The sequence below is a fragment of the Bifidobacterium erythrocebi genome (assembly GCF_012932675.1).
GTDB lineage: Bacteria > Actinomycetota > Actinomycetes > Actinomycetales > Bifidobacteriaceae > Bifidobacterium > Bifidobacterium erythrocebi.
In genome coordinates this window covers 93,740-107,893 of the sequence record NZ_JAAIIF010000008.1, presented here as the reverse complement: position 1 = coordinate 107,893, position 14,154 = coordinate 93,740, and the positions used below count along the sequence as shown (strand labels likewise).

Sequence of the window (14,154 nt, the reverse complement as noted above, 5' to 3'; positions counted from 1 at the left end):
TCGTCGTCACAGCAACCCCTCGCAGTAGGAACGCACGATCTGCGCGGAACGATGAAGCTTGGCCTGCTCGTCATCGGTCAGCGTCAGTTCCACGATCTCATTGGCGCCGTTGGCACGCAGCTCGGTGGGAACGCCAAGGAACACGTCATGTTCGCCATACTCGCCATCGAGCAATGTGGAGACGGGGACGATGCGCCGTTCATCCCACAGAATGGTCTGGACGATTCCGGCAACCGTGGACGCGATACCGAAATTCGTTCCGCCCTTGGCATCCTTGATGACATTGCCGCGCTCACGGGTCTTGGCTTCCAGATCGGCAGTGGATACCGAGGAGAAACGGTCCTTGTTGTCGGCAAGGAACTGCGCGAAAGGCTTGCCGCCGAGGGAGACCGCAGACCATGGGACGAACTGGGAGTTGCCATGCTCCCCCATGACGAAACCGCCGACATTACGGGGGTCGAGTCCGGTCTCCTCGCCGATGATGGTTTTCAGACGGGAGGTGTCAAGTGCCGTTCCGGTGCCGAGCACCTGGGTTTTGGACAGCCCGCTCCGCTTCCACACGTACCACGACATCACATCCACCGGATTGGACACGACCACGATCACGCCATCGAATCCACTGGACATGATGCCGTCGGTGATGCCGCCGATGATATCCAAGGTGAACTGAAGCTCGCCCATCCTGTCGGAATTCTTCGGCGGGCGACGCCCAGCGGTGATGACGACGACATCGGCGTCCTTGCAATCGGCGTAGTCGCCCACACGCACTTTGACATGCCGGTTCAGAAACTCGCTGCCATCGTCAAGGTCACGGCACTCACCCATCGCCTTGGTCGTGGCGGGGTCGATGAGCACCAGTTCGTTGCACAGACCTTGTGTGATGATGCTGAACGCCGTGGTCGAGCCGACCTGACCCGTTCCGACCACGACAACCTTGTTGCTATTCACGGAAACCATCTGATACCTCTCTTCAATGACAACGGACAAACAAAAACGTCGGTTCACGGTAAATACCGCAAACCGACGCTTCACAACGAACGACTCAGATAAGACCGAACTTGGACATCAGGCCAAGGGCGATGATGATCGCCACCCACAGCAGCGCGATGATGACCGTCCAACGATTCAGGTTCTTTTCCGCAACGCCGGAAGTGCCCGCGTTTTGGGTCAGGCCGCCGCCGAACATGTCGGAAAGGCCGCCGCCCTTGCCCTTATGCATAAGAATCAGCAGTGTCAGCAGGCAGCTGAGCAGCACAACAACAATCTCCAGTGTGATCTTGACAGCAGTCACGAGTCGATTACCTCCGCGTTCCAATACAACTGTGCTCTAGCATAGCGCAACGTATTGAACAATATGGTTTTTGGTTTATATGTTGGGAACGGTCGCGATCATGCGCGCGATTCGACCGCTATACGGCATATCCTGGCGAATTCGTTCGCGTCGAGCGAGGCGCCGCCCACCAGGAACCCGTCCACATCCGGTTCCCCGATAAGCTCCGCGGCGTTCTTCGACGTCACCGAGCCGCCGTAGAGGATGCGCACGCTGTTGGCCACATCGGCATTGAACGTCTGCTCCAGATCCGCGCGGATCGCATGCGCGGCATCCTGTGCGGAATCGGGCGTGGCGACCATGCCGGTGCCGATGGCCCACACGGGCTCGTAGGCGACGATCAGCTTGGCGGCCTCATCCTCGTTGAGATCGCGGGTGACGTCACGTACCTGGCCGACAGCGAAATCAAGCTCGATGCCCTGCCGACGTTCCTCGAAGCTCTCCCCCACGCATAGAATCGGGCGCATGCCGGCAGCCAACACGGCCCTTACCTGATCGACGATGTTGGCATCGTCCTCGGGATGGTATTTTCTTCGTTCGGAATGGCCGATGATCACATAGGAGCAGCCGAGATGGGCAATCATATCGGCTGAGATATCGCCGGTGAACGCTCCCTGGTTGGTCACGGAAACCGCCTGGGCACCGTATTTGATGTGGATCTTGTCCGCTTCGACAAGAACCTGGACGCTGCGCAACGAGGTGAAGGAGGGAAACAGCGCGACCTCGCAGCGTCGGTAGTTGAATCGCGCGTCCTTGAGCAGCCAGGAAAGCTTCTGCACGAAATATGTGGCTTCGAGATGATCGAAGTTCATCTTCCAGTTGCCCGCCACCAGTGGCTTGCGCTTCGCCGCCATACGCACGACTCCTTCAACGGTAAAAGGGTGAGGGGCAGTTCGGAGAGCCGCCCCTCAGCCAATCACATCAATGGTTCCTCAGAACCGTTCTTTTCAGTCGAGCACCTTCAGGCCCGGCAGCTCCTTGCCCTCAAGGAACTCGAGGGAAGCACCGCCACCGGTGGAGATGTGGGAGAAGCCGTCCTCCGGGAAGCCGAGGTTGCGCACTGCGGAAGCGGAATCGCCGCCACCGACGATGGTGAACGCGCCGGCTGCAGTGGCGTCGACCAGGCCCTGGGCCACGGCCTTGGTGCCTTCGGCGAAGGTCGGGACCTCGAACACGCCCATCGGGCCGTTCCACACGACGGTCTTGGAATCGACGATCTTGTCGTGGAACAGCTTCTGGGACTCCGGACCGATGTCCAGACCCATCTTATCGGCCGGAATGGCGTCGGCGGCCACGACTTCCGGAGCGATGTCCTCATCGGACTTCGGGAAGACGGGGTTGATGACGACGTCGGTCGGCAGCACGAGTTCGACGCCGTTCTTCTCGGCGCGCTCCATGTAGCCCTTGACGGTCTCGATCTGATCCTCTTCCAGCAGGGAGGTGCCGACCTCGTAGCCCTTGGCCTTGAGGAAGGTGTACGCCATGCCGCCGCCGATGACCAGACGGTTGGCCTTGTCCAGCAGGTTGTCGATCACGCCGAGCTTGTCGGAGACCTTGGAACCGCCGAGCACCACGGTCAGCGGACGATCGGGGTTCACGGTGGCACGAGACAGCGCCTTGACTTCCTTCTCGACCAGCAGGCCAGCGGCGGCCGGCAGATCGGCTGCGACGTCATAGTTGGAGCCCTGTGCACGGTGCACGACGCCGAAGCCGTCGGACACGAAGACCTCGCCGAGAGCGGCGATCTTCTTGGCGTATGCGGCGCGCTCCTCCGGATCCTTGCTGGTCTCTTCCGGGTTGAAGCGAACGTTCTGCAGCAGCACGACATCGCCGTCGTTCATCGCGGCGACCTTGGCCTGCGCATCCTCGCCGTAGGTATCGGCGGCCAGCGGAACCTCAATGCCGAGCAGCTCGCCGAGACGTGCGGCGACCGGAGCCAGGGACAGTTCCGGAACGACCTTGCCCTTCGGGCGGCCGAGATGAGCCATCAGAATGACCTTGGCGCCTTCTTCGCGCAGAGCCTTGATGGTCGGCAGAGCGGCCTTGATACGGCCGTCGTCGGTGATGGTGGTACCGTCCAGCGGGACGTTGAAATCAGCGCGGACCAGAACGCGCTTGCCCTTGAGATCTCCAAGATCCTTGAGTGTCTTCATGTGTATCCTTTCCTAACCGCGTAATGCGGAAAGCGGCGAATTCTTGCCACTTCGCATAATACAACAGACCCACCACTCGGGTGGGTCTGAAACAGGGGCGTGCCCCAAAAAATTTCCGAACCGTTCAGGAAAGCGAACGGGAGGTCTTCTCCGCCAGCTGCAGCAGGCGACGGATACGACCGGCGATGGCATCCTTGGAGATCGGCGGCTCGGCCAGACGACCAAGCTCCTCGAGGCTGGCATCGCCATGCTCAAGACGGAGCTTGCCGGCGGCGCGCAGGTTCTCCGGCACATCGATGCCGTTCTTCTCGAACATATCGAATGCCTGACGGACCTTTTCGCATGCCTCGGCGGCGGCCTTGGCGCTACGGCGCATGTTCGCGTCATCGAAGTTGGCCAGACGGTTCGCCTTGGAACGGGTCTCGCCGTCGGAGCGCTTGCCGGTCCAGTCGCGGGAGGAATGCACGGCTCCCATGGAATTGAGCATGCGTTCGATGGAATCGGGATCGGTGAGCGTCACACGGAAGGATTTGCTGAGCTGACGAGCCTTGGCGGTGATGCCCAGACGCCGGGCCAGCCCCGACAGAGCCATGGCGGCCTCGTTGCTCGGACAGATGATCTCCATATACGGGTTCTTGCCGAGATCGGAAAGAATGCCCCTGGCCATGAACGCGCCGCGCCAGGCGGCACGGACCTGGGCGATCTTGCCCTGCACGATCTTCGCCGGCAGACCGCGCACCGCCCTGTTGCGGTCGATAAGCCCGGTCGCGACGGCGAGATTCACCGCGCCGCGCTCGACCTTGACATCGTGATACTGATGCGTTCCCTTGGGCGTGGTGCGCGTGGAGGTGACAAGCTGGGCTTCGAGGTTGTACAGCTCCTCGATGTTGTTCTTCAGCCACTGGGCCGCCACGAGGGAATCGAACCTGGCAAGCATGATGATCTGCTTCTGGGCGTTGTTCGTAAAGCCGCCGGCGAAGCGAATCATGGTAGTGATCTGCGCCTTGCGGGCATCCACTTTCTCGTCTTCCAGCTCAGCGAGCTCGCCCTTCACATCATCGATAAACGCCAAGAGCAGACCTCCTCAATCCTTCTGTTCCATTACATTATGCAGACCTGTCGCGGCCGGAGCACGCGACTTCACCGAAGTTCTGTGATACCGACCTACTTGGACAAGGCTCTCTCAAATTTCCCTATTTTAAAACCACTCGTCTCGCCATGTGAGCATTAACGCTGTTGCATGACGGACGCGATCATCGGTGGCGACGCAGCTCGCGGGCGGAAACGGTGACTTCCAACCCGTGGGCACGCAATCGTCTCGCCAGTTCCTCGCTCATCGCCACCGACCTGTGCTGGCCTCCGGTGCACCCGACGGCAATGGTCACGAAATGCTTGTCCTCCTTCGCGTACCCGTCGATGGCGATCATCAGCGCCTTCTCGTACGCGTCGAGGAATTCGACCGCGCCGTTGCTGGAGAGCACGTAATCGGACACCGCCTTGTCCTGACCGTTCAGCTCACGCAGACTCGGCACCCAGTACGGATTGGGCAGGAAGCGCACATCCGCGATGAAATCGGCATCCGTGGGGGTTCCGTATTTGAACCCGAAGCTGAAGATGTGGACGGAGACCGTCGAAGGACCGGAACCGACCATGGCCTCGTACAGCTTGGTCGACAGCTGGTGGATGTTCAGGCGCGAGGTGTCGATGGTCATGTCGGCGTGCTCCTTGAGCCCACGCAACAGCTGACGCTCCTCCATGATGCCGTCGATGAGGCTGTTGCCATGCTGCAGCGGGTGGGGACGCCTGACCTTCTCATACCTGGTGACCAGCACATCGTCGGACGCATCGAGGAACAGGATGCGGGTGTGGACGCCAAGGTCGTCGAGATGGCTGAGGACTTCGTTCAGATCGTCGAAGTAGGCGCGCGAACGCACGTCGATGACAGCCGCGAGCTTGTGCACCGCGGCATTGCCCGCCTCCCCATGCGATGAGCCGGCGGCGTTGGTCATCATATCGACCAGCGGCACCAGCAGCTTGGGAGGCAGATTATCGACCACGTACCAGCCCATATCCTCCATGCAGTCGGCGGCATGGGAACGGCCCGCGCCGGACATGCCCGTAATCAGCATGACCTCGAAGTCGTTGGCCGGCGCCGGCATATTCGCCTCGTCGATGGTGGGTTGCACCGTATTCGTGGACTTGTCGCTCATCACAATGCCTCCTCAAGCGCTTCGCGCATGGCCGATTCCAACACTTGGTCACGTTTCCGATCACATGCTCCCGCGCTTGGCGGATCGGCGTCCCAGATGCCGGTCATCAGCCATACCTGGATCATGGCCTGGTACAGCAGCATCTCCTCGCCGCCGATGGCCGTGCCGCCATGTTCTCTCCATGCCGACATCAGTCTAGTCGGGCGCGGATCGTATACGACATCCAGCAGCGTGCCGCCAGTGGTGCAGGTCTCGCCGTTCAGCGCATCGGCGATGCCGTCGGCGGCGTGGCCGGGAATGGTGTTGATCGCCACGTCCGCCCGGCGCAAAACCTCGATGGCCCGTTCCATACCGACGATATCGATAGGGCGCTCCCCCGGCAGGAACTTTCGGGCCAACGGTTCAAGATCGACGTTTTTGCCGGGGTGACGGGCCACAACCGTCACATGCCTGATATCCGGCATCATCGTACACGCCGCAAGAGCCGAGGTGGCGGTGTTGCCATTGCCGATGATGACCGCCTCTCTCGTTCGCTCTCCCGGTACGGCAACGCCGCGCAGCTCATAGGAATGCTCGAAGGCCAACTGGATCCCCTGCACATCGGTGTTGTAGAGCCTGATCGCCGGAAGGTCGTGGATCCCGGCGCGATTGGGCTTTGACCAGTCGAACACGGCGGTGTTGGCGACGCGCAGCTCCCTCGCCCACATATTCGACGGCTCGCCGTATGGCTGGATCGTCTTCTTCAACGGCATGGTCAGGCTCAGGCCGGCCCACTGGGAATCAAGGGAGTGCAGGAATCCGTCAAGATCATCCTCGCCGACCTCATGCTTGTCGTAATGCCAATCGTCAAGCCCCAGGGCGCTGTAGGCGGCATTATGCAATACAGGCGACAGCGAATGCGCGATCGGCTTGCCCAGCACAGCGCAGCGATGATTGATCATGGTCATGCCCTATCTCCTTCTCTCTGCATCCATGGTAGCGTCACCACACGCCGTTGCCGCCGCATCGTTCATTCATCGACGTGGCCGTCATGCGATTCATCGGCATGCAGCGCCTCATACAGCGCCTGCGCCTTGGCATGCCCTATGCCTTTCACCGCTTCGAAGTCTTCCACGCTTGCCGCGCGCATGGCCTTGACCGAACCGAAATGCGCGAGAAGGCGCTTCTGGTATTGCTCGCCGATGCCGGGGATGGCGTCGAGCGCGCTGCGCAACGCACCTTTTCTTCTCATCTGGCGATGATAGGTGATGGCGAAGCGGTGGGATTCATCACGGACACGCTGCAGCAGATACATTCCCTCGGACTGCCGCTTGAGGATGATCGGGTAGTCGTCGTCGGGCACCCAGACCTCTTCGAGGCGCTTGGCCAACCCGCATACCGCGACGTCGGTGACGCCGCAATCCGCCAATGCCCTGGCCGCGGCCATGGCCTGTGGTTTGCCGCCATCGACCACCACAAGATTCGGCTTGTATGCGAAATGACGGCGATCCGTATTCTGCTGGACGACCGACGCATCCTCGTTCGCAGCGAATGATTCGGCGGCATCATCGACCGCCGCCGAGGAAGCCGTTCGCTCCGCCTCCATGCTCTCTCCCGAATCACCAGCGATATTGCCGTGACGGAACCGACGGGTCAGGGTCTCATACAATGCGGACAGATCGTCAAGCGCCCCCTTGCCATCGTCCCCTCGTATGGCGAAACGACGGTATTCGCTCTTCTTGGCCACCGCGTCCTCGAAAACAACCATGGAGGCGACCTGGAACGCACCGCCCACCGTATTCGAGATGTCGTAGCATTCGATGCGCAGCGGGGCCTCCTCCAGCCCCAATGCATCCGCCACTTCGTTCATGGCACGGGTCCGCGCGCCCATGTCGCTGATGCGGCTCATCTTGGAACGCTGCAGCGCCTGGGTCGCGTTCTCGTTCGCGCGATCCATAAGCTGCTTCTTATCGCCGCGTGCGGCGACTCGGATCGACACCGCCCCCCCACGCAATCCCGTAAGCCACTGCTCGATCTCCTCGCGCCGGCTCGGCTCGAAAGTGACGATGACCTCGCGCGGCACCGGTGCGACAGGTGCCAGCAGATCGGCGCGGCCCGTCTGTTCCTGGCGCAGATTACGCTCACGCGTGGCCTGCGCGCGGGATGCGGCATCCGTGGCGGTGACCGTCTGCGTCGGAGCCAGCGCATCCCTCGACGTAACGATACGGGTACCGTCCGCCACCGGAGCGTCAGCCGGAGCAGCGGCACCTGCGGCATCCGCATACACCTGTACGAGAAGATCGGCCAGCAGGTCGGCGTCATCGATGTCCTCGACACGTTCGACGCTCCAGTTACGTTCACCGCGAATCGAGCCGGCACGAACGAAGAACGCATGCACCGACGCCTCAAGCTCATCGGTATCGAAGCCGAACACATCGGCATCCACCTGATCGTCCATCACCACCGCATTGCTTTGCACCACCGTGGACAGCAGCTGGATCTCGTCGCGCAGACGCGCCGCCTTCTCGAACTCCAGATCGGCGCTGGCCGCCTTCATGTCGCGGGTGAGCTGCGCGATATAGGATTTGCCGATGCGCCCCGTCATCACGCCGACGAGTTGCTCGACCATATGCCGATGCTCCGCCTTGCCGATCCGCCCGACGCAGGGAGCGGAGCATTTGCCGATGGAGGCCAGCAGACATGGACGATTCGTCAGCTGCGCCTTGTGGAACGCATTGGTGTTGCATGTACGCACAGGGAACGTGCGCAGCAACGCGTCAAGGCTGTGCCGCATCGGCCACACCTTGGCGTAGGGGCCGAAATACCTGCTGTCCCTGCGATTGCGGCTGCGTGTCACCCAGACGCGTGGGTAGTCCTGGCCGACCGAGACCGCCAGATACGGGTAGGTCTTGTCATCCTTGAACTGCACGTTGAACCGCGGATCGAATTCCTTGATCCACGTGTATTCAAGCGTCAGCGATTCCAGCTCGCTGCCGACCACGGTCCATTCAAGGCTCCGGGCGGTGAGCACCATGGTCTGCGTGCGGGGATGCAGCTGGTATAGCGGCTGGAAATAATTGGTCAGACGATTGCGCAGATTCTTCGCCTTGCCGACGTAGATGACACGGCCTTCGCCGTCGCGCCATTTGTAGACGCCCGGTTCGGCCGGGATGTCCGATGTCTTCGGCCGGAAGAGGTCGCGGGTATCCCCCAGCAAAGGCGCACCGTTCCTGTTCACGCCTTTGCCGTTGCCGGCAGCAACACCTCCCTCGCCCTGCTGCTCCTGCAACAGGGCGGAGGCGGTTTTCTGCCATTCGCCAGGACTGTGCTTTTCGAATACCGAACTCATAGCATCGTCTTCAGGAACTTGCCTGTCCAGGAATCCTCGCATTGCGCGACCTGCTCGGGTGTGCCTTCGGCGACGATGGTGCCGCCGCCGTCACCGCCCTCCGGGCCGAGGTCGATTATCCAATCGGCGGATTTGATCACGTCGAGATTGTGTTCGATGACGATGACCGTATTGCCTTTATCCACCAGACCCTGCAATACCTTGAGCAGCTTGTTCACGTCCTCGAAGTGCAGACCGGTGGTCGGCTCGTCGAGAATGTAGACGGTCTTGCCGTCGGAACGGCGTTGCAGTTCGGTGGCGAGTTTGACGCGCTGCGATTCGCCGCCGGACAGCGTCGGCGCGGGCTGGCCGAGACGGATGTAGCCGAGACCGACGTCCACGAGTGTCTTGAGATAGCGGGAGATGCCGGTGTAGGCCTTGAAGAACTCGGCCGCCTCCTCTATGGGCATGTCGAGGATATCGGCCACGGTCTTGCCGTTATACGTCACCTCAAGGGTCTCGCGGTTGTATCGTTTGCCGTGGCAGGTCTCGCATTCGACGTAGACGTCGGGCAGGAAGTTCATCTCGATCTTCAGGGTGCCGTCACCGTGGCATGCCTCGCAGCGACCGCCCTTGACGTTGAAACTGAAGCGTCCGGGGCCGTATCCGCGCACCTGCGCCTCGGGGGTTTTGGCGAACAGGGTGCGGATCTTGTCCCATACGCCGGTGTAGGTGGCCGGGTTCGAACGCGGCGTGCGCCCGATGGGGTTCTGATCGACGTGGATGACCTTCTTCACCTGATCGAGGCCTTCCACGCGGGTGTGCTTGCCCGGCACGATGCGTGCGCCGTTGAGCTTGTCGGCCAGCACCGGGTACAGGATCGTGTTGACCAGGGAGGATTTGCCCGACCCGGAGACGCCGGAGACGACCGTGAACACGCCGAGCGGGAAATTGACCGTGAGGTTCTTGAGGTTGTTCTCACGTGCACCGACGACGCGCAGCTGCGCGGTCTTGCGCACTTTGCGGCGATGCTGCGGCACGGCGATCTCACGGCGATGGGCGATGTAGTCCCCGGTGATCGAGCGCTTGGCCTTCGTCAGCTGCTTGGCGGGGCCGGAATAGACGACCTCGCCGCCATGTTCGCCGGCGCCCGGGCCGATATCGACCAGCCAATCGGCCTCACGGATCGTGTCCTCGTCATGTTCGACGACGATAAGCGTGTTGCCAAGATCGCGCAGATGGTGCAGCGTTTCGATGAGACGTTCGTTGTCACGCTGGTGGAGACCGATCGAAGGCTCGTCCAGCACGTACATCACGCCGACCAGACCAGACCCGATCTGCGTGGCGAGACGGATGCGCTGCGCCTCGCCGCCGGACAGCGTGGCCGCGGCACGGGAAAGCGTCAGATAATCGAGACCGACATCGTTGAGGAATCCCAGACGCGCCTTGATCTCCTTGAGCACCTCGCCGGCGATCAGCGCGGCCGAACCGGTGAGCTTGAGTCCCTGCACCCATTCCAATGCTCGCGCAACGGGCATGTCGCACACGTCGAAGATGGACTTGCCATCGATGGTGACCGCCAGCACCTCGGGCTTGAGTCTGCGCCCCTTGCACTCCTGGCAGGGCACCTCGCGCATATAGGACTCGTAGTACTGCTTCATGGATTCGGAGTCGGTCTCCTCGTGGCGGCGCATCAGCGTGCGGACCACGCCCTCGAAACCGGTGGAATATTCGCGCAGCCGCCCCCAGCGATTGCGGTAGGAGACATTAACCTTGAAATCATGGCCGAACAGGATGTCGTGCCTGACGTCCTCGGGCAGATCCTTCCACGGGGTGTCCATGGAGAATCCCATCTCTTCGGCCAATCCCTCAAGCACGTGCCTGTAGTACTGGGATGTCATCTTGGTGTTCGACCACGGTTCGATGACGCCCTCGTTGAGCGATTTGTCCGGATCGGCGATGACGAGTTCGGGGTCGATCTCCAGCTTGAAGCCGAGACCGGAGCATACCGGGCAGGCACCGTACGGCGCGTTGAAAGAGAACGTGCGTGGCTCGATCTCGTCCAATTCGAGCGTATGCCCGTTCGGGCAGCTGCGATGCTCGGAGAACGGCTGGCGGCGGGACTTGCTTGATTCGTCCTCGTCCACGTAGTCGATGACGATGCTGCCGTTGGCGAGCTTCAGCGCGGTTTCGATGGAATCGGTGAGACGCTGACGCACGCCGTCCTTGACGACCAGGCGGTCGACCACGACCTCGATGGTGTGCTTGCGCGTCTTCGCGAGTTTGATGTCGTCGGACAACTGGCACATCTTGCCATCGATCAGCGCACGGGCGTAGCCGTCGGAACGCAGCAGTTCGAGCATGTCCACGAATTCGCCCTTACGCCCCTTGACCACGGGCGCAAGAATCTGGAAGCGCGTGCGCTCCGGCTTGTCCAGCAGCGTGTCCACGATCTGCTGAGGCGTCTGGGCCTGTACCGGCTCGCCGCATTCCGGGCAGTGCGGGACGCCGGTGCGTGCGAACAGCAGTCGCAGATAGTCGTAGATCTCGGTGATGGTGCCGACCGTGGAGCGCGGATTGCGATTGGTGGTCTTCTGATCGATGGACACCGCCGGAGACAGTCCCTCGATGAAATCGACGTCCGGTTTGTCCATCTGCCCGAGGAACTGGCGCGCATAGGCCGACAACGATTCGACGTACCGGCGCTGGCCTTCGGCGAACAGCGTGTCGAACGCCAGCGAGGACTTGCCCGAACCGGACAGGCCGGTGAACACCACCATGCGGTTTCGGGGAATAGAGAGATCCACATTCTTGAGATTGTGCTCGCGCGCCCCCTGAATGGTGATCTTCAGATCATTGGGGATGTGAGAGATGTCCGCCACCAGACACCCGTCGTGCTCGACAAGCGGCGCTTTGGCTATCTCCCTGGAAAGGAACGATTCGCTGGTCATCACCTTCTCCACGACCACTTCCCCGTTCCTGCCTCGGCTGCCACCGTTTGCTCTGGCCACACGCGCCTCCCTCATACGCCGGACGTTCGTTCGCTTGACTCAGAATACATCAACCTCATGGTTTTTTCGAACAGATGTTCGCCTGCGGCGTTGCGCTTGCCGAACCCGCAACCAAGGAGGGCCATCCCCTTTGGGATGGCCCTCCTTGTCACCCCGGCCTTCCGCCGGTGCGGCTCGTGCTATTTCTTGCGCGGCACGTAGATGACGGTATCGATCAGCTCACGGTAATGGGCGATGATCTGCGCGCGACGGGTCTTCAGACTCACCGTCAGCATGCCGTTGGCCTCGGTGAACTCGTCGGGCAGGATCTCGAACTTGCGGATTGACTCGGCACGGGAGACGCCCTCGTTCGCCGCGTTGACCGCACGTTCGACCTCGGCGTGGATGATCGGATTCTTCGCCAAGGCCGCCAGATCGGGTTCGCCCCGAGCGCCCTGGGCCACCAGCCAGGCGTTCGCGTCGGCGAGATCCAACGTGACCAGCGCGGCGACGAACGGCTTCTTGTCGCCGATGACCAGGCACTGGTTCACCACAGGCGAGGTCATGACGGACGCTTCGAGAATGCCCGGAGAGACGTTCTTGCCACCGGCGGTGATGATGAGATCCTTCTTACGGCCGGTGATGGTCACGAAGCCATCCTCGCCGATGCTGCCAAGGTCTCCGGTGTGCAGCCATCCGTCGACGATCTGCTGTTCGGTGACTTCGGGCTGGTTATGGTAGCCCTTGCAGACCAGCGGACCGCTGATGCACAGCTCGCCGTCCTCGGCGATGCCTGCGGTCACGCCGTTCAGCGGCTTGCCGATCGTACCGATGCGGTTGTCCTCGGGAAGGCTCACGCACACGGGCCCGCAGGTCTCCGTCATGCCATAGCCTTCCAGCAGCTGCATGCCGATGCCGTTGAAGAAGTGCGACAGCTCGGCGTCCATCGGAGCGCCGCCGGTGATGGCGCACTGCGCGTTCGGACCGAAGATGGTGCGGATCTTCTTATAGACGAGCTTCTCGTAGAAGACGTGCGCCAGGGCAAGACGCCACGACGGGCGCGCACCGGACTGCTGCACGTGGGACCATTCGCGAGCCGCCTTCGCACCACGAGCGAACAGCTTGCCGGCGACGCCGGAACCGGCGCGCTGCGAAGCGGCGTTGTACACCTTCTCGAAGACGCGCGGTACGGCCAGCAGCAGCGTCGGGCCGAAGCTCTCGAAATCCTTGACGATGGTCTTCATGCTTGAGCTCAGGCCAAGCGTCAGTGTGCTGGCATAGCTCAGCAGCGACATGTAGCGGGCGAATACGTGGCTCAGCGGCAGGAAGAGCAGCAGACGGCGGCCGGGCGCGTCGACCACGCCGGGCATGTACTGCTTTGCGGACTGGCACAGGAAGGCGAAGTTGCCGTGGCTCAGCTCCACGCCCTTGGGCGTTCCCGTGGATCCGGACGTATACACGATGGTCGCCAGGTCATCGCCGTGCACGGCGTTCTTGCGATCCCAGAACTCCTTGTCGCTGACATCCGTGCCGAAGGCGATGATCGCGTCGACGGCGCCGGCCTCCATCATCAGGACGCCGCGCAGGCTCGGCACCTCGTCCTTGACGCTTTCGATCTTGTCACGCTGCGTATCGTCCTGCGCGATGGCAAGCGCCACCTTCGAGTCGTTGAAGATGTTCCTGATCTGCTGCGCGGAGTTGGTCTCGTAGACGGGGACGGTGAGAGCGCCGACCGCCATGATGGCCATGTCGAGCGCCGTCCACTCCCAGCAGGTGCGGGCGATGATGGATACGGCATCACCCTTCTTGACGCCCCATCCGATTAGTCCCTTGGCAATGTCGATGACCTTCTGGCGGAACTCGCGGGCGGTGAAGGAGTGCCATTGGCCCTGCTCGTCCTTGTATTCCACCATCGAGCCTTCGGGGTCGCGCTGTGCGCGGCCGTCAAGGAAGTCGAACAGATTGATGTCGCTGTCGATCGGTTGTTTCAACGGATTGGTGAACTTCTCGACCATCACGGTCGCGTTCACCTTCTGATCTGCATGTTCAGCCATACCACTATTGCTACCCCACGCCGGATACAATTCCACGGCCATATGGCATGAACGATATGGGCCGGCCCTTACGAGATCTTCGCAGGACCGGCCATGCTATGCAAATGGAA

Annotated in this window: 10 protein-coding genes; all 10 read right to left on the bottom strand. The window is 61.6% G+C overall.

Annotated elements, in window-relative coordinates; translation table 11 throughout:
- Nucleotides 1–6: 6 nt before the first annotated feature.
- The 10 genes from G1C98_RS04005 to G1C98_RS03960 all read right to left on the bottom strand — a co-directional run bounded on the left by G1C98_RS04005 (nucleotide 7) and on the right by G1C98_RS03960 (nucleotide 14,044).
- Nucleotides 7–957, bottom strand: a complete 951-nt coding sequence (locus G1C98_RS04005; RefSeq protein WP_169079486.1) for an L-lactate dehydrogenase — start codon at nucleotides 955–957, stop codon at nucleotides 7–9.
- Between the two features lie 85 nt (nucleotides 958–1,042).
- A complete protein-coding gene (secG, locus tag G1C98_RS04000; RefSeq protein WP_169079484.1) occupies nucleotides 1,043–1,291 on the bottom strand; it encodes a preprotein translocase subunit SecG in 249 nt (82 codons plus the stop codon).
- Between the two features lie 98 nt (nucleotides 1,292–1,389).
- Nucleotides 1,390–2,184 carry a triose-phosphate isomerase gene (tpiA, locus tag G1C98_RS03995; RefSeq protein ID WP_169079482.1) on the bottom strand — a complete coding sequence of 265 codons (795 nt, stop codon included), beginning with the start codon at nucleotides 2,182–2,184 and terminating at the stop codon, nucleotides 1,390–1,392.
- Between the two features lie 93 nt (nucleotides 2,185–2,277).
- Nucleotides 2,278–3,483 carry a phosphoglycerate kinase gene (locus tag G1C98_RS03990; RefSeq protein WP_169079480.1) on the bottom strand — a complete coding sequence of 402 codons (1,206 nt, stop codon included), beginning with the start codon at nucleotides 3,481–3,483 and terminating at the stop codon, nucleotides 2,278–2,280.
- A gap of 124 nt (nucleotides 3,484–3,607) precedes the next feature.
- Nucleotides 3,608–4,555 (bottom strand): DNA-binding protein WhiA, encoded by a 948-nt coding sequence (gene whiA / locus G1C98_RS03985; protein WP_169079478.1) that lies wholly within the window; start codon nucleotides 4,553–4,555, stop codon nucleotides 3,608–3,610.
- Between the two features lie 181 nt (nucleotides 4,556–4,736).
- Nucleotides 4,737–5,693: an RNase adapter RapZ gene (rapZ, locus tag G1C98_RS03980; protein ID WP_169079476.1), complete on the bottom strand. Its 957-nt coding sequence runs from the start codon at nucleotides 5,691–5,693 to the stop codon at nucleotides 4,737–4,739.
- Nucleotides 5,693–6,634 (bottom strand): shikimate dehydrogenase family protein, encoded by a 942-nt coding sequence (locus G1C98_RS03975; RefSeq protein WP_169080126.1) that lies wholly within the window; start codon nucleotides 6,632–6,634, stop codon nucleotides 5,693–5,695. Before G1C98_RS03975 ends, rapZ begins: the two co-directional genes overlap by 1 nt.
- Nucleotides 6,635–6,702: 68 nt before the next feature.
- Nucleotides 6,703–9,021 carry an excinuclease ABC subunit UvrC gene (gene uvrC, locus G1C98_RS03970; RefSeq protein ID WP_169079474.1) on the bottom strand — a complete coding sequence of 773 codons (2,319 nt, stop codon included), beginning with the start codon at nucleotides 9,019–9,021 and terminating at the stop codon, nucleotides 6,703–6,705.
- Nucleotides 9,018–12,026, bottom strand: a complete 3,009-nt coding sequence (uvrA, locus tag G1C98_RS03965; protein ID WP_169079472.1) for an excinuclease ABC subunit UvrA — start codon at nucleotides 12,024–12,026, stop codon at nucleotides 9,018–9,020. The genes uvrC and uvrA overlap by 4 nt, the downstream gene beginning before the upstream one ends.
- A gap of 164 nt (nucleotides 12,027–12,190) precedes the next feature.
- On the bottom strand, nucleotides 12,191–14,044 hold the full coding sequence (locus G1C98_RS03960) for an AMP-dependent synthetase/ligase (protein ID WP_169079470.1): 1,854 nt from the start codon (nucleotides 14,042–14,044) through the stop codon (nucleotides 12,191–12,193).
- Between the last annotated feature and the right edge of the window lie 110 nt (nucleotides 14,045–14,154).

Bases quoted from the DNA above. Each gene is read 5' to 3' on its own strand.
- G1C98_RS03960 (WP_169079470.1), bottom strand. From the start codon at position 14,044: ATGGCTGAACATGCAGATCAGAAGGTGAACGCGACCGTGATGGTCGAG.
- G1C98_RS04005 (WP_169079486.1), bottom strand. From the start codon at position 957: ATGGTTTCCGTGAATAGCAACAAGGTTGTCGTGGTCGGAACGGGTCAG.
- uvrC (WP_169079474.1), bottom strand. From the start codon at position 9,021: ATGAGTTCGGTATTCGAAAAGCACAGTCCTGGCGAATGGCAGAAAACC.
- rapZ (WP_169079476.1), bottom strand. From the start codon at position 5,693: ATGAGCGACAAGTCCACGAATACGGTGCAACCCACCATCGACGAGGCG.
- uvrA (WP_169079472.1), bottom strand. From the start codon at position 12,026: ATGAGGGAGGCGCGTGTGGCCAGAGCAAACGGTGGCAGCCGAGGCAGG.
- G1C98_RS03975 (WP_169080126.1), bottom strand. From the start codon at position 6,634: ATGATCAATCATCGCTGCGCTGTGCTGGGCAAGCCGATCGCGCATTCG.
- G1C98_RS03990 (WP_169079480.1), bottom strand. From the start codon at position 3,483: ATGAAGACACTCAAGGATCTTGGAGATCTCAAGGGCAAGCGCGTTCTG.
- tpiA (WP_169079482.1), bottom strand. From the start codon at position 2,184: ATGGCGGCGAAGCGCAAGCCACTGGTGGCGGGCAACTGGAAGATGAAC.